At 73.6% G+C, this 21,705-nt stretch carries 28 protein-coding genes; 13 read left to right on the top strand and 15 right to left on the bottom strand.

Annotation, left to right across the window (positions count from 1 at the left end):
- Positions 1-52: 52 nt before the first annotated feature.
- Both OIE69_RS37615 and OIE69_RS37610 read right to left on the bottom strand, forming a co-directional pair.
- Positions 53-1,264 carry a PP2C family protein-serine/threonine phosphatase gene (locus OIE69_RS37615; protein ID WP_326579372.1) on the bottom strand — a complete coding sequence of 404 codons (1,212 nt, stop codon included), beginning with the start codon at positions 1,262-1,264 and terminating at the stop codon, positions 53-55.
- A gap of 208 nt (positions 1,265-1,472) precedes the next feature.
- Positions 1,473-1,916 (bottom strand): ATP-binding protein, encoded by a 444-nt coding sequence (locus tag OIE69_RS37610; RefSeq protein ID WP_326579370.1) that lies wholly within the window; start codon positions 1,914-1,916, stop codon positions 1,473-1,475.
- A 414-nt stretch (positions 1,917-2,330) separates the two neighbouring features.
- Between OIE69_RS37610 and OIE69_RS37605 the strand changes: the two genes are divergently transcribed.
- On the top strand, positions 2,331-3,095 hold the full coding sequence (locus OIE69_RS37605; RefSeq protein WP_326581527.1) for a YqjF family protein: 765 nt from the start codon (positions 2,331-2,333) through the stop codon (positions 3,093-3,095).
- 14 nt (positions 3,096-3,109) lie between these two features.
- On the opposite strand, the gene OIE69_RS37600 is transcribed toward OIE69_RS37605, so the two are convergent.
- The 8 genes from OIE69_RS37600 to OIE69_RS37565 are packed head-to-tail and all read right to left on the bottom strand — an operon-like array spanning position 3,110 to position 6,838.
- Positions 3,110-3,517 (bottom strand): gas vesicle protein K, encoded by a 408-nt coding sequence (locus OIE69_RS37600; RefSeq protein ID WP_326579368.1) that lies wholly within the window; start codon positions 3,515-3,517, stop codon positions 3,110-3,112.
- Positions 3,514-3,729 carry a gas vesicle protein gene (locus OIE69_RS37595; protein WP_326579366.1) on the bottom strand — a complete coding sequence of 72 codons (216 nt, stop codon included), beginning with the start codon at positions 3,727-3,729 and terminating at the stop codon, positions 3,514-3,516. The genes OIE69_RS37600 and OIE69_RS37595 overlap by 4 nt, the downstream gene beginning before the upstream one ends.
- A complete protein-coding gene (locus OIE69_RS37590) occupies positions 3,726-4,520 on the bottom strand; it encodes a GvpL/GvpF family gas vesicle protein (protein ID WP_326579364.1) in 795 nt (264 codons plus the stop codon). Before OIE69_RS37590 ends, OIE69_RS37595 begins: the two co-directional genes overlap by 4 nt.
- The gene (locus tag OIE69_RS37585; protein WP_326579362.1) at positions 4,513-4,968 is read right to left on the bottom strand and encodes a gas vesicle protein; all 456 of its coding nucleotides are present in this window, start codon (positions 4,966-4,968) and stop codon (positions 4,513-4,515) included. The genes OIE69_RS37590 and OIE69_RS37585 overlap by 8 nt, the downstream gene beginning before the upstream one ends.
- A gap of 14 nt (positions 4,969-4,982) precedes the next feature.
- The gene (locus OIE69_RS37580; RefSeq protein ID WP_326579360.1) at positions 4,983-5,237 is read right to left on the bottom strand and encodes a gas vesicle protein GvpG; all 255 of its coding nucleotides are present in this window, start codon (positions 5,235-5,237) and stop codon (positions 4,983-4,985) included.
- Positions 5,238-5,250: 13 nt separating this feature from the next.
- The gene (locus tag OIE69_RS37575; RefSeq protein ID WP_326581526.1) at positions 5,251-5,964 is read right to left on the bottom strand and encodes a GvpL/GvpF family gas vesicle protein; all 714 of its coding nucleotides are present in this window, start codon (positions 5,962-5,964) and stop codon (positions 5,251-5,253) included.
- Between the two features lie 2 nt (positions 5,965-5,966).
- Positions 5,967-6,446, bottom strand: a complete 480-nt coding sequence (locus OIE69_RS37570) for a gas vesicle structural protein GvpA (RefSeq protein ID WP_326579358.1) — start codon at positions 6,444-6,446, stop codon at positions 5,967-5,969.
- 29 nt (positions 6,447-6,475) lie between these two features.
- Complete coding sequence (locus tag OIE69_RS37565; protein WP_326579356.1) at positions 6,476-6,838, bottom strand: gas vesicle protein GvpO; 363 nt, start codon at positions 6,836-6,838, stop codon at positions 6,476-6,478.
- A gap of 126 nt (positions 6,839-6,964) precedes the next feature.
- Here OIE69_RS37565 and OIE69_RS37560 point away from each other — a divergent pair, with 126 nt between their 5' ends.
- Positions 6,965-7,738, top strand: coding sequence for a histone protein (locus OIE69_RS37560; protein WP_326579354.1), 774 nt, complete (start codon positions 6,965-6,967; stop codon positions 7,736-7,738).
- On the opposite strand, the gene OIE69_RS37555 is transcribed toward OIE69_RS37560, so the two are convergent.
- Entirely contained in the window at positions 7,724-8,245 is a 522-nt protein-coding gene (locus OIE69_RS37555) for a hypothetical protein (protein ID WP_326579352.1), read from the bottom strand. The two genes, OIE69_RS37560 and OIE69_RS37555, sit on opposite strands and share 15 nt — an antisense overlap.
- 12 nt (positions 8,246-8,257) lie before the next feature.
- On the opposite strand from OIE69_RS37555, the gene OIE69_RS37550 reads away from it, so the two are divergent.
- Positions 8,258-8,425: a hypothetical protein gene (locus OIE69_RS37550; RefSeq protein WP_326579350.1), complete on the top strand. Its 168-nt coding sequence runs from the start codon at positions 8,258-8,260 to the stop codon at positions 8,423-8,425.
- A 94-nt stretch (positions 8,426-8,519) separates the two neighbouring features.
- Here the strand turns inward: OIE69_RS37550 and OIE69_RS37545 are convergent, their stop codons facing one another.
- Entirely contained in the window at positions 8,520-9,182 is a 663-nt protein-coding gene (locus tag OIE69_RS37545; RefSeq protein WP_326579348.1) for an SAM-dependent methyltransferase, read from the bottom strand.
- Between the two features lie 149 nt (positions 9,183-9,331).
- On the opposite strand from OIE69_RS37545, the gene OIE69_RS37540 reads away from it, so the two are divergent.
- Positions 9,332-10,498 carry a MalY/PatB family protein gene (locus OIE69_RS37540; RefSeq protein ID WP_326579346.1) on the top strand — a complete coding sequence of 389 codons (1,167 nt, stop codon included), beginning with the start codon at positions 9,332-9,334 and terminating at the stop codon, positions 10,496-10,498.
- A 158-nt stretch (positions 10,499-10,656) separates the two neighbouring features.
- Positions 10,657-11,751, top strand: a complete 1,095-nt coding sequence (locus OIE69_RS37535) for an NAD-dependent epimerase/dehydratase family protein (protein ID WP_326581525.1) — start codon at positions 10,657-10,659, stop codon at positions 11,749-11,751.
- A gap of 45 nt (positions 11,752-11,796) precedes the next feature.
- Here the strand turns inward: OIE69_RS37535 and OIE69_RS37530 are convergent, their stop codons facing one another.
- Positions 11,797-12,762 (bottom strand): YihY/virulence factor BrkB family protein, encoded by a 966-nt coding sequence (locus tag OIE69_RS37530; protein ID WP_326579344.1) that lies wholly within the window; start codon positions 12,760-12,762, stop codon positions 11,797-11,799.
- Between the two features lie 95 nt (positions 12,763-12,857).
- Positions 12,858-13,379, bottom strand: a complete 522-nt coding sequence (locus tag OIE69_RS37525; protein ID WP_326579342.1) for a hypothetical protein — start codon at positions 13,377-13,379, stop codon at positions 12,858-12,860.
- Between the two features lie 215 nt (positions 13,380-13,594).
- Here OIE69_RS37525 and OIE69_RS37520 point away from each other — a divergent pair, with 215 nt between their 5' ends.
- The 5 genes from OIE69_RS37520 to OIE69_RS37500 all read left to right on the top strand — a co-directional run bounded on the left by OIE69_RS37520 (position 13,595) and on the right by OIE69_RS37500 (position 17,985).
- A complete protein-coding gene (locus OIE69_RS37520) occupies positions 13,595-15,076 on the top strand; it encodes an AlkA N-terminal domain-containing protein (protein WP_392567616.1) in 1,482 nt (493 codons plus the stop codon).
- A gap of 128 nt (positions 15,077-15,204) precedes the next feature.
- Positions 15,205-15,720 carry a methylated-DNA--[protein]-cysteine S-methyltransferase gene (locus OIE69_RS37515; protein ID WP_326579339.1) on the top strand — a complete coding sequence of 172 codons (516 nt, stop codon included), beginning with the start codon at positions 15,205-15,207 and terminating at the stop codon, positions 15,718-15,720.
- Complete coding sequence (locus OIE69_RS37510; protein ID WP_326579337.1) at positions 15,717-16,469, top strand: 2OG-Fe(II) oxygenase; 753 nt, start codon at positions 15,717-15,719, stop codon at positions 16,467-16,469. Before OIE69_RS37515 ends, OIE69_RS37510 begins: the two co-directional genes overlap by 4 nt.
- Entirely contained in the window at positions 16,466-17,302 is an 837-nt protein-coding gene (locus OIE69_RS37505) for an Ada metal-binding domain-containing protein (RefSeq protein WP_326579335.1), read from the top strand. Before OIE69_RS37510 ends, OIE69_RS37505 begins: the two co-directional genes overlap by 4 nt.
- On the top strand, positions 17,299-17,985 hold the full coding sequence (locus OIE69_RS37500) for an alpha-ketoglutarate-dependent dioxygenase AlkB family protein (RefSeq protein ID WP_326579333.1): 687 nt from the start codon (positions 17,299-17,301) through the stop codon (positions 17,983-17,985). The genes OIE69_RS37505 and OIE69_RS37500 overlap by 4 nt, the downstream gene beginning before the upstream one ends.
- Here OIE69_RS37500 and OIE69_RS37495 read toward each other — a convergent pair.
- The gene (locus OIE69_RS37495) at positions 17,939-19,153 is read right to left on the bottom strand and encodes an MFS transporter (protein ID WP_326579331.1); all 1,215 of its coding nucleotides are present in this window, start codon (positions 19,151-19,153) and stop codon (positions 17,939-17,941) included. The two genes, OIE69_RS37500 and OIE69_RS37495, sit on opposite strands and share 47 nt — an antisense overlap.
- A gap of 73 nt (positions 19,154-19,226) precedes the next feature.
- On the opposite strand from OIE69_RS37495, the gene OIE69_RS37490 reads away from it, so the two are divergent.
- The 3 genes from OIE69_RS37490 (at position 19,227) to ddaH (ending at position 21,677) form a co-directional block, all read left to right on the top strand.
- Positions 19,227-20,198 carry a transcriptional regulator gene (locus OIE69_RS37490; RefSeq protein ID WP_326579329.1) on the top strand — a complete coding sequence of 324 codons (972 nt, stop codon included), beginning with the start codon at positions 19,227-19,229 and terminating at the stop codon, positions 20,196-20,198.
- Between the two features lie 15 nt (positions 20,199-20,213).
- Complete coding sequence (locus tag OIE69_RS37485) at positions 20,214-20,717, top strand: Lrp/AsnC family transcriptional regulator (RefSeq protein WP_326579327.1); 504 nt, start codon at positions 20,214-20,216, stop codon at positions 20,715-20,717.
- A gap of 123 nt (positions 20,718-20,840) precedes the next feature.
- Complete coding sequence (gene ddaH / locus OIE69_RS37480; protein ID WP_326579325.1) at positions 20,841-21,677, top strand: dimethylargininase; 837 nt, start codon at positions 20,841-20,843, stop codon at positions 21,675-21,677.
- Positions 21,678-21,705 lie beyond the last annotated feature (28 nt).

The raw sequence follows: 21,705 nt of genomic DNA, 5'->3' as shown, positions 1-21,705 counted from the left end.
TGCCGTCCGCGGGAGCCGCAGGTCCGGGACGGCGGCGTCGTGGCGGTCGTCGTCACAGTCCGCGGCCGGCAGGTCGAACGCCCGGCTCATCGGCGTCCGCCGCCGTGTCGGCTCCGGCGTGGGCCCGTGCACGCGGTGGCGGTCCCCCCAGGGCGTCGCGCAGGATCGCGACCACGGCCATGTCGTCCTGCAGCGGGGCGGCCACGTGGGCGAGCAGGTCGTCGGTCACCTTCCGCACGAGCTGGTCGGGGCGACGGTCGGCCCATTCCGCGACCCGGCTCATGAGCGGATAGAACTCCCCGGCGCCGTTCCGGGCCTCGGTCACGCCGTCGGTGTAGAGCAGCAGCCGGTCGCCGAGTGCGAAGGGGAAGGCGGTGGGGGCGTAACTGCTGCCGGTCAGCCCCCCGAGGCCCAGCGGGGGCGCCGGTTCGGGTACGTCGAGGGTGGTGACGGTCCCGTCGTGGAGGAGGATCGGCGGCAGGTGCCCGCAGCTGACCACGCGCACGTACGGCTCGTCGTCGGGGATCTCGACGACGGCCGCGGTGACGAAGCGCTCCCCGACGTCGGACTCGTTCGTTCCGTCCCATGACTCGGTGAGTTCCCAGCGGACGCCCGCCTCCAGCGACTCCATCAGCTCCGCGAGCGGCTCCTGCCGATGCGCGGCGGCACGGAACGCGCCGAGGACGGTCTCGGTGTCGCCGATGGAACAGAGGCCCTTGCCGCGTACGTCGCCGATGAGCAGGCGGGTGGCCCGGGCGGTGCGCGCGACGGCGTACAGGTCGCCGCCGATGCGGTCGCCGTCGCCGGCGCTCCGGTAGGCCGTGGCGATGGTCACCGGCCCGGCGTGGGTGGGCAGCGGCCGCAGCAGCACGCCCTGAGTCGCCCGCGACACCTCGCGCAACTCCTGGAGCTCGTGTCTGCGGCGCTCGCGCAGGGCGCTGATGAGGACGAGCAGGACGAAGAGCAGCACCAGCGAGCCGAGCTGGACGAGGACGTTCTCCGAGGACAGGGTGTGCCGTTCGGCGCCGGCCGCGACGAGCGCCAGTACGGCCGCGAGTCCCGTCAGGGCACCGCGCACGGCTCCGGTGAACGCGGAGGCGAGCGCGACGGGGACGACGAGCACGTGGGCGAGGTGGATGTCCTCCGGCAGGAAGTGGTCGGCGATCGGCACGGCCGTGATGATCGCGATCATCACGGCGAGGAAGACCCTGCACCCCGATCCGACGGGATCCTGCATCGCCGAGAGACGGGACCCGAACTCCATGCGGGTGCACTCCCTTCCCGCACCCGGGCCGGGTGCGACCACGACAGCCCTCCCTCTGGGCGATCTCAACATAAGGGTATTTCGTTTTCTTCCGGACAAAATTCGCGTAAGCAAATCCGCCCGCCGGGACCCCGAGGGCGCGGGCGGTTGGTCGACGCGGGTCTTTGCCCAGGTCAGGGGGCCAGTCAAGCGGGCGGTCCGGCCCAGGTCAGGCGGCCGGCAGCTCCGCCCAGCGGGCGCCGCCGCGGCTGCGGGCGCCGATGCCGGAACCGACGCCGAGGCTGTCGACGATGGCGGCGCCACGGCCGTGCTCGCCCGGTCCGCAGCTGGCGGCCCAGGCGCCGTGCCGCAGCGCGGGCCCGCCGTCCGTGACCTCGACGCGGATGATCGCCGTGCCGTCGACCTCTCCGCGGCGCAGACGCAGGCGCAGGGCGACCGGCGGAAGCGCGTGCTCCACGGCGTTGGTGACCAGTTCCGACACGACGAGAACAGCGTCGTGGACGGCCTCCTCCGGCACCGACCAGCCGGTCAGCACCGTGCGCGCGGTGCGTCGCGCGACGGCGACGGCCACGGCGCGGTGCTCCAGCTCGCACACGTACACGTACACGTCGGTACGGACGGCAGGTGACGAGGTGGCGTACCAGTGCGTCATCTCCATCACTCCCCACGCCGAAGGGCTGCTCCGCAGCGTCACCGGTAGGGGGAAGGGCCCCCTGTCCGTCCCCAACGGATGCGGGGCCCCGGCACCCGCCACCATGGTGTACCCCACTGTGACCTCCTGAACCCCACGTGTCACAGGAGTGGTCCGGCGGCCCTGCGGAGGCCTGTGCTGGTGGGGCGACAGGGGCCGGCCGTCGCCCACCCCGCGGACCTGGCGCGGCCGAGGCGCCGCTCGACGCACCCCTCGGGCGCACCCGCCGGACGCACCCGCGTGATGACGCAGCGCATCGTCGCGTACGGCACGACCGCGGGTGAACTCGCCCGTGCGGTGCGGATGTCCGCGTCCCGCGCCCCGGCCGGCTTGACCGTCCTCCGGCGCCCCTCACCCGTCTGCGATCCTGGTCGGGTGCCGCCCCCGCAGACCACACCGGAACCGATCACCGCGGAGCCGCCCGACGTCGCCGCCGTCCCGCTGCTCACCCAGTCGTGGCTCGACCTGGCGTTCCTCCACTGGGCGGCCGACCCCGCCGACATCGCTCCGCACCTGCCGGCCGGCACCGTCCCCGACACCCTCGACGGCGTCACCTACGTCGGCCTCGTCGCCTTCCGCATGCACCGCGTCGGCTGGTTCCGTCTCCCCGGCGTCCCCTACCTGGGCACCTTCCCCGAGACCAACGTCCGGCTGTACTCCGTGGACGCCCACGGCCGGCGCGGGGTCGTCTTCCGCTCACTCGACGCGTCCCGGCTGATACCCGTGGCGGTGGCGCGCGCCGCGTTCCGTCTGCCGTACCTGTGGTCGCGCATGGCGATCCGCCACGACGGCGACACCCTCACGTACACCAGCACCCGCCGGTGGCCGGGCCCCCGCGGGGCGCACTCCCGCATAGCGGTGCGCGTCGGCGAACCCGTCGCGGAACCCACCGAGCTCGAACACTTCCTCACCGCGCGCTGGGGCCTGCACAACACGTTCTTCGAGCGGCAGGTCTACCTTCCGAACTCGCACCCCCGCTGGCCCCTCCACCGCGCCGAACTCCTCGACTGCGACGAGACCCTGGTCACGGCCGCCGGCCTCCCCGCCCCCGTGGGCCCGCCAATCAGCGTCCTGTACTCCCCCGGCGTCCCGGTCCGCTTCGGCCGGCCCTCCCGCCCGGGCGGCATCCCCACGCCCTGAGTCCTCCCGCGCGGTCAGTCGGGCGGGAGCAGCGTGCCCAGGGGGCCGAGGTCAAGGTTCAGGTCGGACATGGACAGGCCGTACCGGACGCACAACCCTTCCATGCGGTCGTGGAGGATCATCAGGGTGGCGCCGAGGCGTTCCTCCTCCTCCTCGGTGAGGTCGCCCGCGTCGACACGGTGGAGGGCCTGCCGCTCCATGAGCTGGCGGAGGAGTTCGACGAGAGTCAGGACGAGCCTCATCAGGTCGCGTTCGACCGTGTCGGGGTCGGTGCTGATCCGGCGCGCGGGGCGGGGGGACACGGTGTCGCGGGGGACGGCGGGAAGAAGCCGGAAGGCGCGGGCGGCGGCGTCGGCGACCTCGCCGAGCCGGTCCGAGGGCTCCGGCGGGCGGTCGTCACGGGGGGATGCGGGGGGTGTCATGGGCCGGGCTCCGGGCCCCACGGGGAGGGGTTGCGTTCGCTGATGGAGACGATCAGGGCACGCAGCGAGATGCGGACGAGGTCGATGTCGGCGATGGACAGCACAACGTCGCCGGTGAGGACGACTCCGCCGCTGAGGAGGCGGTCGAGCAGGTCGACGAGGGCCACCTGGCGTTCGGCCAGGGGTTCGGGGGCCCGGTCGGCCGCGGTCATGGCGCCGCGTCCGCCACTTCCGCCTCGGGGAGGGCGGCGAAGGAGTACGGGGCCCAGGGCCCGGTGACGTCGACACGCACCCCGGGCAGGCCTTCACCGGCGGCCAGGGCGCGACTGCGGAAGGCCTCGGCTCGCTCGTGCGCGACGAGGAAGGCGTCGTTGAGAACGTTCTCCCCCGCCCCGGCGGCGAGTTGGCCCTGCTGCACACGGTGCCGGGCGTGCCCGGCGGCCAGTTCGCGGCCGATCGTCTCGACGCGGGCGGCGGCTTCCTCCGCCGCGTGGAAGGCCTCGTCGCGGGAGTGCCGCTGGGCGCGGCGGGCGCGCAGGTAGGCCCGGCCGGGGCTGAGCTCCTCGGGGGCTCCGGCGGGCTCGGCGGCCGCCGCCGGGGCGTCCACATAGATCTTGACGCCCCATTCGAGGTGGCCGGCCAGCCGCTCCAGTACCTCAGTGAACGCTGCGTCGTCCTCCCGCAGCACGTGCCGGACGCGTTCGTCGTCCAGGTAGACCGTGGCCAGCCGCAGCGGCAGCACGGTGGTGTGCGCGGAGAGCGCCTCGATGACGGTGTGGTGGGCTCGGGCGACGGCCTCGAGCCAGTCCAGGTCCTCCAGGTGCCGGCGGAGGGCGTCCTCGTCGAAGTCCGCGGCGGGCACCGGGCTGACGGCGGCGGCCAGCGGACCGGACGTCACGAGCCGTACGGGGGCCCGGGCGACGCCCGTCAGCGCCTCCAGGGCGCCGTCCGGCACGCCGTCGCCGCGCAGCACGGCGTACGCGTAGCTGACCCGGTCATCCATCGTCGTCCGTCCCGGTTCCGCCGCCGCGGCGGCGGGGCGTCGCCGAGGAGGACCGGGTGCGGTGGCGGGAGGCCACGCTGCCGCGTGGCGTGTCCGTCAGCTCCCGTCCCTCCTTCAGCGCCTCGATCTCCTCGCGCAGCCGCCGGTTCTCCTCCGCGAGCGAACTCTCCCCGTGGGCGCGCGAGGACAGGGAGGGGTCGTGCTCCCACCAGTCGATGCCCATCTCCTTGGCCTTGTCGACGGAGGCCACCAGGAGCCGCAGCTTGATGGTGAGCAGCTCGATGTCGAGCAGGTTGATCTGGATGTCGCCGGCGATGACGATGCCCTTGTCCAGGACACGCTCCAGGATGTCCGCCAGGTTGGCCGACGACCCCTGTCCGTAGGGGGACTGTGGGGGAGCGGCCCTCGTGGGATACGAACCGAGCCGGCCGGCCGGGGAATCCGTCACAGCGTCACCTCGTCTCAGGGCGCGGGCTCACCGCGCCGGAAGGCCGCGATCTCATCGAGGCGGTCGAGGAGTACCTCCTCGCGCTCCTCGAAGGTCTCCTCGTCGATCCGCCCGGCGAGGAGTTCCTTCTCCAGGGCGGCGAGTTCACGTTCGACGGGCTCGGGGTCGTAGTACTCCTGCTCGGCGGCCTCCAGCACGCGCTCGACGACCCAGCCCACCCCGCGCACGGGCGCCAGGGGGAGGGTGACGATCTGCGTGAACAGACCCATGGGCCACTCCCTTTCACACGAAGCTGTACGGCGGCAGCGGTCCGAGCAGCCGGAAGTCGCACTCCTCGCCCACCTGGTTGGCCAGGCTGAGCTGGGTGGCCAGGAACATCTCCTCCTTGCCGTCGTCCACCAGGAAGGAGACGCTGAGGAAGTCCTGTCCGGCCGGCGCGGAGGCCACGTCGTCCCGGGCGAAGGGGCGCAGCGCCTCGACGATGCCCGCTCCCAGGGCCTGCCGGCGGGCCTGCACCTCGTTGGCGATCAGCTCGCCCAGCATGAGCGGTACGTCGGGGGAGGCGGCTCCGCCACGGACCTCCTCGTTCAGCCGGCGTGCATCGTCGTTCTCCTCCAGGATCCGGCGCAGCAGGGAATCCTCGTCCCACGAGACCTTCAGGTGGTACTCGGTGCAGCCCTGCAGGTTCTTCAGCTGCTCGCGGTACTCCACAGCCCGGTCCTCCAAAGCGCCCCTGACGGCCTCCTCGTCGGGTGCCGTGAAGCCGAACTGCAGCGGCAGCACGGCGCCGTCGGCCATCAGCCGCTCCTGAACCTCCTGGTGGGCTAGCACGTCCCTGCGCCGGGGACGCAAGTCCTCCGGGGCCTCGCTCACGACCGCGGAGAGCTCCGCATTGGTCACCGTGCGCAATTCCCGGCCCGAGCCGCCCACAGCCGTGAGTCCGTCGAGGCGCAACGGGTGGTCCTTCGAAGTGATGGAGTAGACGTAGACCGCCATGCTCATTCCCTCTCCCGCCGGGAAGCCCGCCCGGTGCTCCTGCGCCGCGGCTGCCGGGGCTCCTCCTCGTACTCCGCTTCCTCCTCTTCCGGCTCCTCCTCGTACTCGTCCTCCTCCTCGTCCTCGTCACTCCCGCCCTTCAGGGTGTCGGTGACGGCTTCGACGGCGCCCGACAGGGCACCCTTCGACTTGCCTTTGGCCCCGCCCTCGGTGATCTCACCCACGAGGTCGGTGAGCTGGGCGGGCTGCTTGCGCCCGGATTCCAGGTCAAGCCGGTTGCAGGCTTCGGCGAAACGGAGGTACGTGTCCACGCTCGCCACCACGATGCGGGCGTCGATCTTGAGGATCTCGATGCCCACCAGGGACACGCGGACGAAGACGTCGATGACGAGCCCCCGGTCCAGGATCAGTTCCAGGACGTCGTAGAGGCTGCCCCCACCGCCCCTCGACATACCACCCCCGCTCTGCGGCACCACGGTCATGGGGCCTCCCTTCAGCGCCTTGCGTCGGATCAGGAGCGTCGGTCGATCTGGCCCCGCGTGTAACGGCGGGTCCGCTCGTACGCCACGAGGTCTCCTTCCTCGTCCAACGTCACGTGGTACGTGGCCATCACACTGGTCGTCTGGGGCACGCGCTCCAGCTCCAGCACCTCGACGTCCGCTTCCCAGCCGCCTTCGGTCGGTTTCACCGCGGATACGGATTCAGGCCTGCGACCGAGGAGTTCGGAGAGTTGCTCGGACGCGGATCGCATGGCCCAGGCCGCCGAACGTTTGCGGGGCCGCCGGGGGCGCTCGGCGCTCTCACGCCGTGCTGCGCCTTCGCTCCTGGTGGAGCGCCGGCCCCTTCCGGGGTCGCTCTTGTCGCTTGCGGCCATCCACTTCTCCGGCTCTGGAGCGGCGCCACCCCCGTAACGAAACGTACTATTTCAGCATATACACCTCATAAGGTGCGCGGCGACGGGGCGCCTCCCGCGGGGCCCAACTCCCGAAGGGAACAAGTGATGAAGGACTCGACCAAGCTCGCTCTGGCCGCCGCGGTAGCGGGCGGCTACGTCCTCGGTCGTACCAAAAAGGGGCGGCTTGCCTTCGGAATGGCTACCTACCTTGCCGGTCGCCGCTCCGGACTCGATCCGCAACAGCTGGTGACCGAGGGTATTCGCAAACTCAAGGACCTGCCTCAGGTCGCCCAGCTCAAGGAGCAGGTGCAGGGAGAGCTGATGGACGCCGGCCGAAAGGCGGTCGTCGCTGCCGCGGACCGGAAGCTCACGGATCTCGCAGGGACCTTGCACGACCGTACGGCCCGCATCGGCGGCAAGAAGGAGAAGCGCGAGGACGAGGAACCGGACGAGGCGGAGGAGGATTACGGGCCGGAGGACGAGGAGGAGCCCGAGGAAGAGGATTACGGGCCGGAGGGCGAGGAGGAGCCCGAGGAAGAGGAGGAAGAAGAACCCGAGGACGAAGAGGAGGAAGAAGAAGAACCCGAGGAAGAAGAGCCGGAGGAAGAGGAAGAAGAGCAGGCCCCTCGGCGCCGTCGCCCGGCCAAGCGGCAGGCTCCCACGCCACCGGCGCGCACGACCGCAGCCAAGAAGGCGGCCGCCAAGAGGACCCCCGCCAAGAAGGCACAGCCGGCGAAGAAGGCCGCCGCCAAGAAGACCGCGGCACCGGCCGGGAAGAGGGCGGCGCAGAAGACGGCGGTACCTGCTCGGAAGTCCGCCGCGAAGAAGACGGCCGCGAAGAAGTCGACAGCCAAGAAGGCCTCCTCACGGCGAAGGTAGTTCCACGGCCAGGACGGCTGGGGACAGTGGGGACAGGCTTCGGGCCTGGATCAGATGCGTTGCGAGCTGCGATACGGGCTCGCCGGCACCGTCGGGGCCCATGCGGAGAACCCGGCCGGCAAAGCGCGCGCCGGAGTCCCCGGGCCGACCCACCAGTTGATGAACGTGACCGACAACGGCGGCATCGGTCCGGGCGTTCGGCGGCGGCGCTGTACTGGACAGGGCGGAACGCTCGTCGGTGGCAATGACGAGGGCGACAACTCCGGTACGCAGAAGGTGACGAACATCGTCGAGGTCCAGGACCTCGGCCTCCCCTCCCGGTTCGGGCGACGGGAGGGTCAAGGCCGGCCCTTCGACCCGTGGCTGGAAGGCCGTGGTCGATGAGCAGATCCCCGACGAGCGCGTGATCAGGCACTCCGACGACGGCGCAAAGCGCACCACGCCCGGCAGCGCCGGCCTCCACGAGCCGACGCCGACCCCGCTTGCATCCTCCTCGTCGTCGAGCACTACCCCTCGGGCGTGTTCGAGAAGACCGGCCACATCTTGCGCGCCCAGGGCCGGCGCGGCGAGATCCGCGAAGCCGAGGTCGTGCGCACGCACGAGGAGGCCCTCGATGCGAAGGAGGCCGAGGAGGCCGAGGAGGCCGAGGAGGGCGAGGAGGCCGAGGAGGGCGAGGAAGGCGAGTAGGAGGCGTACGCGAGCGCACGTCGATGACGCCCCATCACCCCCGCACCCGCGCGCGCCGGCGGGCCGTGGTCGCCACGGCCCGCCGCGCCGTGTGTCACCGCGCCAGGCGGCGGATCTCCAGGGTGTTGTCCACGCGGGTCGTGGGCCGCCCGTCGGGATCGTTCTGGATGCGCTCGTGCTCGTCGGTCAGCACCACCTCCCACTCCCCTTCGGCGAGCCCGAGGCTCTCCAGCACCTCCTCCGGCGTCGGGAAGTGCACCTCCGGGTGCGGATCGGTCTCCCAGGCCGGGAACCCGGCGTGCCCGACGACGAGCAGCACACCGCCGGGAGCCACGGCCGCCGCGGCGGCGCGCAGGATGCGCTCGCGGGGCATGTCGTTCGGCGAGTGCAGGAACTGTGCGGAGACGAGGTCGTAGGTGCCCTCGGGGAACGTCTCGCCCAGGTCGTGGCGCTGCCAGTCGATGAGGCCCTCGGCGATGCCCTCCGCCTTCGCGTGGCCGGCGGCCCGCTCCAGGGCGACGCGCGAGATGTCGACGGCGGTCACCCGCCACCCCTGCCGGGCCAGCCAGACCGCGTCGGCGCCCTCACCGCAGCCCAGGTCGAGGGCCGTGCCGGGCTTCAGGCCCCCGACCTCGCGGACCAGGACGTTGTTGGGGTTGCCACTCCAGACGCGGTCGCTCCCGGCGTACCGGGCGTCCCAGAACTCCGCCTCCGGCTCGGGCTCGGCGCCGATCGCGCTGGTGGTGCCGTCGGTCATGGATGTCGTCTCCCTTGTGCCGTGGGTGTGGACCTGCCCCCGACGATGCGGTCCCGCGCACCCGCCGGGCAAGCCTTCTTGCCGGTTCGGCAACACGTCCGCCTTGCCGCCCCCTGCCCCGGCGGCAGGTCCGCACCTATGTTGATGTCATGGACATCGCGTCGAATGACGACCACCCGCTGCGGCGCCTCACGCTCGAGCAGCTGCGGCGCCGGACGAGCATGAAGTGGCGCACCCATCCTGAGGACGTGCTGCCCCTGTGGGTGGCGGAGATGGACGTGCCCCTGGCCGCGCCCGTGGCCCGGGCGCTCACGGAGGCGATCGCGGTCGGCGACACGGGTTATCCGGCGGGCACCGCATACGCGGAGGCGCTGGCGCACTTCGCCCGTGAGCGGTGGGGCTGGGACGGCCTGGCCGTGGAGCGCGCCTCGATCGTCCCCGACGTGATGCTGGGCGTCGTCGAGATGCTCCGGCTGGTCACGGGTCCCGGGGATCCGGTGATCGTCAACTGCCCGGTGTACCCGCCGTTCTACCAGTTCGTGACGCATATGGACCGACGCGTGGTGGAGGCCCCGCTCGGCCCGGGCCTGCGGCTGGACCTCGCGGCGCTGGAGGAGGCCTTCGCCCGGTCCACGGCCGGTGGCGGCCGGGCCGCCTACCTGCTCTGCAGCCCGCACAACCCGACCGGCACGGTGCACACCGCCGAGGAGCTGTCCGCGGTGGCGGCGCTGGCCGGGACGTACGGGGTGCGGGTCGTGGTGGACGAGATCCACGCGCCGCTGGTGACCGCCGAGGCGGCGTTCGTGCCGTACCTGAGCGTGCCCGGCGGCGAGAGCGGCCTGTCGCTGATGTCCGCGTCGAAGGCGTGGAACCTGGCCGGGCTGAAGGCGGCGCTCGCCCTGGCCGGGCCCGCCGCGGCGGACGACCTGGCGCGTATGCCGGAGGAGGTCAGCCATGGGCCGAGCCACCTGGGCGTCATCGCGCACACTGCGGCGCTGCGCGAGGGCGGGCGGTGGCTGGACGCCGTGCTGGACGACCTCGCCGAGAACCGCCGGCTGCTCGCCGCGCTGCTGGCCGAGCAGCTACCGGCGATCGCCTACCGGCCGACCCCGGGCACCTACCTGGCCTGGCTGGACTGCCGGGAGCTGGGCCTCGGTGACGACCCGGCCGCCGCCTTCCTGGCCCGCGGAAGGGTCGCCCTCAGCCCGGGGTCCGACTTCGGCACGGGCGGCGACGGCCACGCACGGCTGAACCTCGCGACGACGCCCGAGGTGCTCACGGAGGCGGTGCGCCGGATGGCGAAGGCGGTCGGCTGAGGCGGCCGGCCGACGCCCTGCGGCGAGGTCTGGAACGTCCCTCGCCGGGTAGCCGCCCCGGAGACCGGGACAGACATCGGACGAGGCCGCCAGGGCGCCGGGCGACCCGCCCGGCACCGCCGGTGCCCGGGCGCTCCCGGTGGCCGAGGGAGGCGAGGATCGTGACGAACGACTTCGCGCCCGGCGGCGGCGCCCTGCGCGTCGTCGTCGTAGGGGCGACCGGAAACGTCGGGACGAGCCTGGTGCGGGCCCTCGTCGAGGACCCGGCGGTGGCCGACATCGTCGGCATCGCCCGCAGGATCCCCCAGAACTGGCGCCCCGCCCGCACCACATGGGTGCACTCCGACATCGGCGACGACCGCACGCGCCTGGTGGAGCACCTGCGCGGCGCGCACGCCGTCGTGCACTTGGCCTGGCTGCTGCAGCCCACCCACGATCCGTGGATCACGTGGCGCACCAACGTCCTGGGCGGCATCCGCGTCTTCGAGGCGGCCGCCGCGGCCGGCGTGCCGACCCTGGTCCACGCCTCGTCTGTGGCGGCGTACTCCCCCGGTCCCAAGCGGTACCCGGTCGACGAGTCGTGGCCCACGCACGGCTGGCCAGGGGCCGCCTACTGCCGGGAGAAGGCATACGTCGAGCGCTGCCTGGACACCTTCGAGCGGGAAAACCCGCAGATCCGCGTGGTGCGCATGCGGCCGGGGTTCGTCTTCAAACGGGAGTCCGCCGCCCAGCAGCGCCGCTTGTTCGCGGGGCCGTTCCTGCCGAACCGGCTGGTACGCCCCCGGCTGGTGCCGGTGGTCCCGGACATGCGCGGGCTGCGCTTCCAGGCGCTCCACTCCGACGACGCGGCCGAGGCCTACCGGCTGGCGTTGCACCGTCCGGTGCACGGCGCCTTCAACCTGGCCGCCGATCCGCCGCTGGACGCGGAGGAACTCGCCGCGCTGCTCGGGGCGCAGGTCGTCCGTATGCCGCGAGGCGCGGTGCGGACGGCGCTGGCCGGGGCGTGGCGGCTGCACCTGGTGCCGTCGTCGCCCGGCCTGTTCGACGCCGTGGTCAGGCTGCCGCTGATGGACACCTCGCGGGCCCGCCGTGAACTGGGCTGGGAGCCCCGCCACACCGCCACCCGGGCGATCGAGGAGTTCCTCGAGGGTCTGCGCGAGGGCGCGGGCGACTCCTCGACCGCTCCCCTGGCGCCGGGCGGGGCCGGCAGCCGGCTCCACGAGGTCGCGACCGGTGTCGGCTCTCGGCCGTGAGGGCACGGAGGCCTGACGGCACGAGCGCGTGACGCCGTCCCGTCATCACCCGTCGTCGGTGCTGAGGCGCTCGGTGTCCTGCGGTTCGGCCTTGGGCACCCTGTCGTCCGGGCCGTCGTCGGGGCCGCCGTCGGGCCGTGCTCGGGCCCGTTCGAGTTCGGCGTTGAACTCCAGGCCGAGGAGCACGGCGATGTTCGAGATCCACAGCCAGACGAGGAAGACGATGATCGCCGCCAGGCTGCCGTAGAGCCTGTTGTAGTTGCCGAAGTTGGACACGTAGAGGCTGAACAGCGCAGAAGCGGCGGCCCAGATGACCACGGCCAGGGCGCTGCCGGGGCTCACCCAGCGGAAGCCGCCGTGCTTCACGTTGGGGGCGGCCCAGTACAGCAGCGCGAGGACCAGGCCGAACAGCACGAGCATCACGGGCCATTTGACGATGCCCCACACGCCGAGCGCGGCGTCGCCGGCCCCCAGCACCTGGCCCGTCCTGCGGGCCAGCGCGCCGGTGAAGACCACGCCGATCGCGATGAGCGCGGTGGCCACCAGCAGCACCACGGGGATGACGAACCTGCCGGCCAGGGTCTTCCACAGGGGCCGGCCCTCGTCGATGTCGTAGAGGGCGTTGGCGGCCCGCATGAAGGTCGCCACGTAGCCGGAGGACGACCACAAGGCGACCGCCGCGCCGATCGCGAGGGCCAGTCCCCCTCGGCCGACGCCCTGCTGCAACTGCCCGAGCACGCCGGTCAGGGTGTCCCGGACGGGTCCTGGTGCGAGCCCGCTCGCGTTGACGATCAGGGGTCTGACACTGGGGCCGCCCAGCAGGCCGACGACCGAGACGATGACGAGGAGGGCGGGGAAGACCGACAGCACGGCGTAGTACGTCAGCGCCGCGGCCCAGTCGGTCAGATGGTCCGCCCAGAACTCCTTGACCGTGCGCCGGAGCACCACGCGCCAGGACTCCGGGGGGAGCTCGGTGGGCTTGCGGGCGCCGGTCTGCGTGTGGCGAGCCATGCGCGTTCACCGCCTCGGGGCACACCTGCCCCACAGGAAACACCGACAAACCACTACATACAGGGCCCACCACAGCACAGCCGCAGCACCACCGCTCAGTGCTGGAGCGCGACCTTCGCCGCCACGATGACCAGGCCCAGCACCAGGTTCACGATGCCCACGGACACCACCGCCCAACGGGACGCGCCCACCCGGATGACGGCGGCACTGGCCCACCCGACCTGCTGGACGACGGCGACGGCCAGGGCCAGCCACGCCGTGCCCTCCAGCCCGAGCCCCAGCAGCGGGCTCACCGCGACCGCGGCCGCCGGCAGCAGCGCCGCCTGCACGATCGGCCACTCGCTGACGCACACCCGGCGGATCTCCTGCCAGGTGACCTTCCCCCTGCGCAGGCGGTCGCCGACGAACCCCGCGTAGACGTGGGCGGCCCAGAACACCAGACCGGTGCAGATCAGCAGCAGCACCAGCTCCACCCGGGGGTACGGGCCCGCCGAACCGGCACCGGCCACCACCGAGGCGGCCAGGAGCGATCCGTAGACGGCGCCCGTGTAATTGGCGCGGCCCGTGCCGGGGGCCTCCCGGCCGGTGAGGTCTCGCGGGGCGGAGCCGGCTGTCACCCCTTCAGGATCACCGAGGCGGCCCGGCCCCGCACGGTCGCACGGCAGCCGCCGCGCCCGGCGTCGTCCATGGGCATCCTCGGGTCTCGTCCGTCACGGATGCCGCCTCCTCCGGGTCCGCCGCCCCTCCAGGTCCAGGGCACGACGGCACGGGCGGCGACTCGGCCCGGCCCGGGAACGCGACGTCCGAATTCCGCCAGCGGCCCGCCTCCGCGATGCCGCACAGTGGAGGGGTGACGATCGACACGACCGACGAGGACAGCAGGTACGAGGCGGTGTGCAGCCGCGACGCCCGCTTCGACGGCGAGTTCTTCTTCGCGGTGACGACGACGGGGATCTACTGCCGCCCCAGCTGCCCGGCGGTCACGCCCAAGCGGCGCAACGTCCGGTTCTTCCGTACGGCGGCGGCCGCCCAGGGGTCGGGTTTCCGGGCCTGCCGCAGATGCCGCCCGGACGCGGTGCCGGGCTCCGCGGCGTGGAACGCTCGGGCGGACGTGGTGGGCCGCGCGATGCGGCTGATCGCCGACGGCGTCGTCGACCGGGAGGGCGTCGCGGGGCTGGCCGGGCGGCTCGGGTACAGCGCGCGCCAGGTGCAGCGGCAGCTCACCGCGGAAGTGGGGGCGGGCCCCATCGCCCTCGCCCGCGCGCAGCGGGCGCACACCGCCCGGATCCTGCTGCAGACCACCGACATGCAGGCCGCGGAGATCGCCTTCGCGGCCGGTTTCGCGAGCGTACGGCAGTTCAACGACACGGTCCGCGAGGTGTACGCGCTCACGCCGACCGGGCTGCGGCAGGCGCGCCCCGCCCGGCACCCGGCCGCCGGCACGGCCGCCGGCGTGCCGCTGCGGCTGTCGTACCGGGGGCCGTACGACACCGGGCGGGTCTTCGACTACCTGGCGGCCCGCGCGATCGCCGGTGCCGAGGAGATCACGGGGACCCGCGGCCGGCGGGTCTACCGGCGGACGCTCCGGCTGCCGCACGGACCCGCGGTCGCCGAGGTCGAGGAGGCCCCGCCCGGCAGGGGCGGTGACTGGCTCGAATGCCGGCTGCACCTGACCGCGCTGCGCGACCTGACCACCGGAACGCAGCGCGTGCGGCGCCTCTTCGACCTGGACGCCGATCCGTACGCGATCACCGAACGGCTGTCCGCGGACTCGGCGATGGGAGCCCTGGCCCGGGCCCGCCCCGGGCTGCGGGCGCCCGGGGCGGCGGACCCGCACGAGCTCGCGGTGCGGGCGGTGCTGGGCCAGCAGGTCTCCGTGGCGGCCGGGCGCCGGCTCGGCGCCGCCCTGGTCGCCACCCACGGAGAGCCCCTGGCGGCGCCGAACGGTGGCCTGACGCACCTGTTCCCCGACGCGGACACGCTCGCCGGTGCCTCGCTGGAAACCGTCGGCATGCCGCAGGCCCGGCGGGAGACGCTGCGCGGCCTGGCCCGCGCCCTCGCCGTCGGCGAGGTCCTGCTCGATCCGGGCGCGGACCGGGACGGCGCGGAGAAGGACCTGCTCGCGCTGCGCGGCATCGGGCCGTGGACGGCCGGCTACATCCGGATGCGCGCCCTGGGCGATCCCGATGTGCTGCTGGAGGGCGATGTCGCGGTGCGCGCGGGGGCGGCGCGTGCCGGTGTGCCGCTGGAGGACGCCGAGGGCTGGCGGCCGTGGCGCACCTACGCGATGCACCTGCTGTGGAGCGCCGGTTGACCGGGACGGGCGCGATCCGAAGGCGCGGGGCACGGCGGGAATGCGACGTCCGAATCCCGCCGGACATCGGTGCCGAACCGCCGCAGAATCGTGGATGTCACTGAAGGTGTGAGGAAAGGGAAGGACCGATGACGGTCTACACGACGTTCGACAGCCCGCTGGGCGAACTGCTGCTGGTCGGTGAGGAGTCACCGACCGCGAAGGGCGGCACCGCGCTCACCTCGCTGTCGGTGCCGGACCAGAAGGGCGGCGTCGTCGCGGCGGACCTGGCGGACGGCGCGCGTGCCGACGGCGCCGCGTTCACCGAGATCATCCGCCAGCTCCGGGCGTACTTCGCCGGCGAAACGACCGACTTCGACATCGAGTTCACCAGCGCGGGCACCGCCTTCCAGCAGCAGGTGTGGAAGACCCTGGAGACCATCGGCTACGGCACGACGCTCACCTACGCGGACGTCGCCGAGGCGATGGGCATCCCGCGGACCTCGTCGCGCGCGGTCGGCACCGCGATCGGCCGCAACCCGCTGCTGGTCGTCCGTCCCTGCCACCGCGTGGTCGGCGCCAAGGGCGCCATCACCGGCTACGCGGGCGGCGTCGAGCGCAAGCGGCTGCTGCTGGACCTCGAGTCCGGGCGCGGGACGGCATGAGGACGACAGCCGTGACCACCACCGCCGCGCACCCCACGACACCCCTGCACGAGCGGGTCGACGCCGAGGACTGGCCGGCGCTGGCCGCCGGACTCGACACCCACGGGAGCGCTCTGACCTCCCGTCCGGTCCTCTCCCCCGCCGAGTGCCGGGCGGTCGCCGCGCTCTACGACGAGCCCGGGCGGTTCCGCTCGACCGTCGACATGGCACGGCACCGCTTCGGCTCGGGGCAGTACCGCTACTTCGCCCGTCCCGTCCCCGAGCCCGTGCGGGCCCTGCGGGCGGCGTTCTACCCGCGGCTGCTGCCGATCGCCCGCGGCTGGGCGGCCCGCCTGCGGCAGCCCGCGCCCTGGCCCGACAGCCTCGACGAGTGGCTGGCGATGTGCCACGCCGCCGGCCAGACCCGCCCGACGCCGATCCTGCTGCGCTACGGCCCGGGCGACTGGAACGCGCTCCACCGCGACCTGTACGGGGACCTCGTCTTCCCGCTCCAGGTGGTGATCGGGCTCGACGTCCCCGGCGAGGACTACAGCGGCGGCGAGTTCCTGATGACGGAGCAGCGGCCGCGGGCGCAGACCAGGGGCTCGTCCACCACCCTGCCCCAGGGCCACGCGCTCGTCTTCACCACCCGCGACCGGCCGGTGCGCTCGGCCCGCGGCTGGTCGGCCGGCCCGATGCGGCACGGGGTGAGCACCGTGCGCGCCGGCCGCCGCCACACCCTGGGCCTGGTCTTCCACGACGCGGCTTGACGCCGTACGTGCTGACCGGCCCGGACGGGCTGCCGTACCGCAGCGCGGTTCCGGGGGCGCTCGGCGGGCACCGGCGCGGCCGGTTGTACGGCCGCCTCGACTGCCCGGCAGCCTCCCGGGCCATCGCGCGCGGCGGGTACGTGCGGGAGCGGGTGTTCTTCGCGGACGAGGCGACGGCGGTCGCCGCGGGCTACCGGCCCTGCGCCCGCTGCCTGCCCCGGCAGTACCGACAATGGAAGGCGACACCGACGGAGCGGAACTCCATGACCCACCCCGACACTCCCGTCCCGGCGCCGGCCTCGCCTCTGGTCCCGGCCGAGGGCCTGGCCGTGCTCGACGGCGTACCGGGACCGGCGCCGCACACCGGGGCCGAACTCGCCGCGCTGCTGGGCCTGTTGGGTGACGCCCGCCCCCGCGTGCGCGCCGTCGCCCTCGGCCACAGCCGGGACGCCGCCTCCCGGGCCGCCGCCGAGGGCTTCGCCGCGGCGTGGCGCGCGTCGGGCGGCACCGTCGCGGCCGTCGTGGACTGGCCCGAACGGGCCGCGTCCTGGCTGCGGGCCGCCCAGCGGCTGACCGCGCCGGCGCCGGACGCCTGGGTGGTGGCCGCGGCGCCGGCCGGGTGGGCGCAGTTGGCGCGCCGACTGCGGCGCAGCACGCCGTGGGAGCCGGCCCGTACGTACGGCTTCGCCCGTCTCGGCGACGCGCGCGTGGTGGCCGCCGCCGGGGCGGAGACGCTCCAGGGCCTGCGCGGCGCGACCCCGGACGGCCGGACCTGGCACGTGGACCGGGGCTGGGTGACCACGACCGCCCCGGGCGAGGGCAGTGCCCGGTGAGCGCGCTCATCCCCCGGCCCCGGCTGCAGGTCGCGCCGGGCGCGGTGCACGTGCCGGGCTGGCTCACCCCGGACGAGCAGCGGGGGCTGGTCGTCGCGTGCCGCGCCTGGGCCATGGGCCCGGTCCCCATCCGGCACACCCGCCTCCCCCGCGGCGGGGTGATGTCGGTGCGTACGGTCTGCATCGGCTGGCACTGGCAGCCGTACCGGTACACCCGTACAGCGGACGACGTGAACGGCGCCCGGGTCGCGCCCTTCCCGGACTGGATGGTGGAGCTGGGCCGCCGCGCCCTGGTCGCGGCCTACGAGGACCCGGCGGCGGGCGACGGCTACACCCCGGACACCGCGCTGATCAACTTCTACGACGGCGACGCCAGGCTCGGCATGCACCAGGACAAGGACGAGCGCAGCGACGCCCCCGTCGTGTCGCTGACCATCGGCGACACCTGCGTCTTCCGCTTCGGCAACACCGAGAACCGCAACCGCCCGTACACGGACCTGGAGCTGGCCTCCGGCGACCTGTTCGTCTTCGGCGGCCCGTCCCGATTCGCCTACCACGCCGTGCCGAAGGTCCGACCGGGCACCGGCGACCCGGCCACCGGCCTCGCCTCCGGCCGGCTGAACATCACGATGCGGGTCACGGGACTGGGCGACGGGTCGCGGGGCCGGGCGCCGCGGGCGTGACGGCGTCCGCGGTGCCCGGGCGCAGACCGGGTGCCAGGACCAAGGTGACGGCGACAGAGAGGGCGGCCATGACCGTCATCGCGGTCGCCGGGGAGGTGTGCTGGGCGACGGCGCCGGCCAGGGCGGCGCCCAGGCCCTGGCAGGCGAGCATGCCCGAGGAGTGCAGGCCGAGGGCGTGACCGCTGTGTTCGTCCGGCGTGAGGGCCATCAGCCGCTCCTGCAGCAGCAGGCTCGCCGCGTAGCCGACGGAGGCCAGGGCGACAACGGCCGCCGCGAGGGGCAGCGCCGGGTGCAGTGCGAAGACCAGGTAGGGGGCCGCGAGCAGCAGGCGCAGCGCGGCGCCCGCGCGTTCCCGCCACCATGGCGGGACGAACCGGCCGGCCATGGTGTCGCCGACGAGCATGCCGCAGGCCGCGGCGGCGAGGAGCAGCCCGGCGTTCTCGGGCGCGTAGGGCACGAACAGCGACTCGCAGCCGACGATCAGGCCGTTGGGGACCCAGAGCGCGAGGTACACGTAGCGGCGCGGCCTGGCGGACCACAGGAGCACGTTGGTCCGCCAGGTCTCGGCCGCCGAGGGGCGGCCGACCGCGCGCGGCGGCCTGGCGCGCAGTCCGGTCAGGGCGGCGGCCGCGGCCGCGAGGTAGAGGGCCGCGCCGGCGAGCAGGACCCCGCGCGGGGACAGGGCGGCGAGCAGCAGGCCGCCGGCGGCGAAGCCGCAGATCTGCATGGTGCCGGTCGCCATGTTCAGCACGGAACGGCCCAGCAGGAAGCCGCCCTTGGGCAGGATCTCGTGGAGCAGGCCGTAGCGCACCCCGCCGCCCAGGGACGCCACCAGGCCCTCGACGGGGAGGATGACGAAGACGGCCCAGATCGGCAGGCCGGGGACGGCCAGTACGGCGGTGCCGAGGGCGAAGATCAGGGCGACCGCCGTGAGCGCGGCGCGCGGCGGCAGCCGGTCGGCCGCCGACAGCAGGGTCGTCGCCCCCACCACCTGCGCCAGGGACGGGCCGAACATGGCGACCGCGGACAGCAGCGGCGAGCCCGTGGCGTCGTAGACCAGCGTGCTCAGGGCCAGCCCGCTCACCGTCTGCGCCGCGACCTGGCCGGTGGACACCAGGAACAGCGGGGTGAACTCCCGTGTGCGGAATAGCTCTTGGTAGGTGCGCATGGACCCGAGTCTCGGCGGCGCCGGTTCGGGCGGTTAATGTTTCGCACGAGCGCGAAAGGTGAGGAGGCGGGGCATGGGCTGGTGGGTGGTGAACGCGGAGACGCTGGTGGGCAGCCGGTTCGTCGTCTCCCCGCTGGCCGAGGCCGTCGCGGCCCTCAAGCTGCTCGACCGGGGCACGGCCGCGCACCCCGGGGAGCGCGAGTGGCTCGGCACGCACCTGCCGGCGTACCGGGAGCGGCTGGCCGCCGACCCGGTGACCGGGTTGCTGGTGCGTGCCGCTCTGGGGCGCACCTGGAACGCCGACTTCCTCACCCCCACGCCTTCCGGTGAGGGTGCTCCGGGCTTCGAGGAGGAGCTGACGCGGATCCGGGAGACCCCGCCGGACGCCGCCCGTCGGCATCTCTCCCTGTCGCTCGGCGGACCGCTCCCCGACGTGCTGCGCCGCGCGGACCTGCCGGAGCGTGCGGCGGACGTCGTCGCCTGGGTGTGGACGCACACGGTGCTGCCGGACTGGCCGCGCCGGCGGCGGGTCATCGAGGCCGACATCGTGGCGCGCACCGCCCAGCTGGGCCGCGGCGGCTGGGCGGAGGCGCTGGACGACATGCGCCGGGGGATGCGCTGGCTCGGCGAGGGCCGGTTGCAGATCAACACGCGGGACTACCCGCCCCGCGACCTGTCCGGTGCCCGGCTGATGTTCGTGCCCGTCACCCCGCGCACCGGGTGGGTGTCCTGGGACGAGCCCGTGCGGTACGCGGTGGTCTACCCGTGCTCGGGGGCGCTGGCCGAGGCGGGGCGGCAGCGGGTTCCCGAGGCGCTGGGTTCGCTGCTCGGCCCGGCGCGCGCCGCCGTCCTGGTGCTCCTCGCGACGCCGATGAGCACGACGCAGCTGGTCGCCCTGACCGGCCAGGGGCTGGGCTCGGTGGGACGTCATCTGAAGGTGCTCCTCGACGCCCGTCTGGTGCGGCGCCGGCGGGCGGGGCGTTCCGTGCTCTACTACCGGTCGGAGACCGGCGACGCCCTGGTCGCGGCCCAGCAGGACGGCTGACGGAAGGAGCGGGGCATGGTCCACAGACCCGTGCCGTTCGACGAGCTCGACCGCAAGATCGTCGCGGCTCTGATCGCGAACGCCAGGACGAGCTTCGCCGAGATCGGCGCGGACGTCGGCCTGTCGGCCACCGCCGTCAAGCGGCGGGTGGACCGGCTGCGGGAGTCCGGGATCATCACCGGGTTCACCGCCACGGTCCGGCCCGCGGCTCTCGGGTGGCGGACGGAGGCGTACGTGGAGGTGTACTGCGAGGGCGCGGCGCCGCCCCGGCGGCTGGCCGAGGTCGTCAGGAACCACCCGGAGATCACGGCGGCGATGACGGTGACCGGCGGCGCGGACGCCCTGCTGCACGTCCGGGCGACCGACGTCGAGCACTTCGAGGAGGTCCTGGAGCGGATCAGGACCGAGCCCTTCATCCGGAAGACGATCAGCTACATGGTGCTGTCGCACCTGCTGCCCGACAGCCCTGAGGCGGGGGCGGCGCGGCCCGCCGCGGAGGGCGCAGCAGACCTGCGTTGAAGGGCTCGTCGACGCAGCATCGCTGCGTGTGCGCGCAGCGTCCGGATCTTGTCGTCCACGGCCCCCGATTCCTACCGTTGAGCCGTTCCCCCGGCCTTACCGCAGGAAGCGGAGGAGTTCGCCGTGCCCGAGAACCGTGTGGCCCGCCCCCGGCGTTATCTGGTCTGCCCGCCGGACCACTTCGATGTGCGCTACGCGATCAACCCGTGGATGCGGGAGGGCGTGCGGGTCGACACCGCGCTCGCCCGGGAGCAGTGGGCCGCGCTGGTGCGGGCCTACCGGGAGCACGGTCACACGGTGGAGTCCGTCGAGCCGGTCCCGGGGCTGCCCGACATGGTGTTCGCCGCCAACTCGGCGCTGGTGGTGGAGGGGCGGGTGTTCGGCTCGTCCTTCCACGCGCCCGAACGCCGGCCGGAGGCCGAGGAGTACGCGGCCTGGTTCAAGGCGGCGGGTTTCGACGTGCACCGCCCGGTCTCGGTCTGCGAGGGGGAGGGCGACCTGGTGCCGGTCGGCGGTTTCGTCCTGGCCGGTACGGGCTTCCGCACCGTCCGGGCGGCACACCACGAGGTGCAGGAGTTCCTCGGTGTGCCGACGATCGGCCTGCAACTGGTGGACCCCCGCTTCTACCACCTGGACACCGCGCTGTTCGTCCTCGACGACGGGGCCGCGGGCGGGCCGGCGAACATCGCGTACCACCCGGAGGCGTTCTCTTCCGGCAGCCGCGAGGTGCTGCGCCGGATGTTCCCCGACGCGGTCGTCGCCACCGCCGACGACGCGCTGGCGTTCGGTCTCAACTCGGTGTCGGACGGTCGGCACGTGTTCGTGGCGCCCGCCGCGACGGGGCTGGCCGAGCAGCTCGCGGGGCGGGGCTACGTGCCCGTTCCCGTCGACCTCACGGAGTTCCACAAGGCCGGCGGGGGCATCAAGTGCTGCACGCAGGAGATCCGCCCGGCGGCCTGAAGCGCGGGAGCGGGGCCGCCACCCGGAG

Source organism: Actinacidiphila glaucinigra (genome assembly GCF_035918135.1).
GTDB classification, from domain to species: domain Bacteria; phylum Actinomycetota; class Actinomycetes; order Streptomycetales; family Streptomycetaceae; genus Actinacidiphila; species Actinacidiphila glaucinigra.
This window is presented reverse-complemented; position numbering and strand designations above follow the sequence as displayed.

Coding starts and splice junctions, on each gene's coding strand:
- OIE69_RS37560 (WP_326579354.1), top strand. CDS start 6,965: ATGAAGGACTCGACCAAGCTCGCTCTGGCCGCCGCGGTAGCGGGCGGC.
- OIE69_RS37610 (WP_326579370.1), bottom strand. CDS start 1,916: ATGACGCACTGGTACGCCACCTCGTCACCTGCCGTCCGTACCGACGTG.
- OIE69_RS37495 (WP_326579331.1), bottom strand. CDS start 19,153: ATGCGCACCTACCAAGAGCTATTCCGCACACGGGAGTTCACCCCGCTG.
- OIE69_RS37565 (WP_326579356.1), bottom strand. CDS start 6,838: ATGGCCGCAAGCGACAAGAGCGACCCCGGAAGGGGCCGGCGCTCCACC.
- OIE69_RS37580 (WP_326579360.1), bottom strand. CDS start 5,237: ATGGGTCTGTTCACGCAGATCGTCACCCTCCCCCTGGCGCCCGTGCGC.
- OIE69_RS37540 (WP_326579346.1), top strand. CDS start 9,332: ATGGACATCGCGTCGAATGACGACCACCCGCTGCGGCGCCTCACGCTC.
- OIE69_RS37530 (WP_326579344.1), bottom strand. CDS start 12,762: ATGGCTCGCCACACGCAGACCGGCGCCCGCAAGCCCACCGAGCTCCCC.
- OIE69_RS37485 (WP_326579327.1), top strand. CDS start 20,214: ATGGTCCACAGACCCGTGCCGTTCGACGAGCTCGACCGCAAGATCGTC.
- OIE69_RS37570 (WP_326579358.1), bottom strand. CDS start 6,446: ATGACCGTGGTGCCGCAGAGCGGGGGTGGTATGTCGAGGGGCGGTGGG.
- OIE69_RS37615 (WP_326579372.1), bottom strand. CDS start 1,264: ATGGAGTTCGGGTCCCGTCTCTCGGCGATGCAGGATCCCGTCGGATCG.
- OIE69_RS37510 (WP_326579337.1), top strand. CDS start 15,717: ATGAGGACGACAGCCGTGACCACCACCGCCGCGCACCCCACGACACCC.
- OIE69_RS37490 (WP_326579329.1), top strand. CDS start 19,227: ATGGGCTGGTGGGTGGTGAACGCGGAGACGCTGGTGGGCAGCCGGTTC.
- OIE69_RS37600 (WP_326579368.1), bottom strand. CDS start 3,517: ATGACACCCCCCGCATCCCCCCGTGACGACCGCCCGCCGGAGCCCTCG.
- OIE69_RS37575 (WP_326581526.1), bottom strand. CDS start 5,964: ATGGCGGTCTACGTCTACTCCATCACTTCGAAGGACCACCCGTTGCGC.
- OIE69_RS37590 (WP_326579364.1), bottom strand. CDS start 4,520: ATGGATGACCGGGTCAGCTACGCGTACGCCGTGCTGCGCGGCGACGGC.
- OIE69_RS37545 (WP_326579348.1), bottom strand. CDS start 9,182: ATGACCGACGGCACCACCAGCGCGATCGGCGCCGAGCCCGAGCCGGAG.
- OIE69_RS37595 (WP_326579366.1), bottom strand. CDS start 3,729: ATGACCGCGGCCGACCGGGCCCCCGAACCCCTGGCCGAACGCCAGGTG.
- OIE69_RS37520 (WP_392567616.1), top strand. CDS start 13,595: ATGCCGCACAGTGGAGGGGTGACGATCGACACGACCGACGAGGACAGC.
- OIE69_RS37515 (WP_326579339.1), top strand. CDS start 15,205: ATGACGGTCTACACGACGTTCGACAGCCCGCTGGGCGAACTGCTGCTG.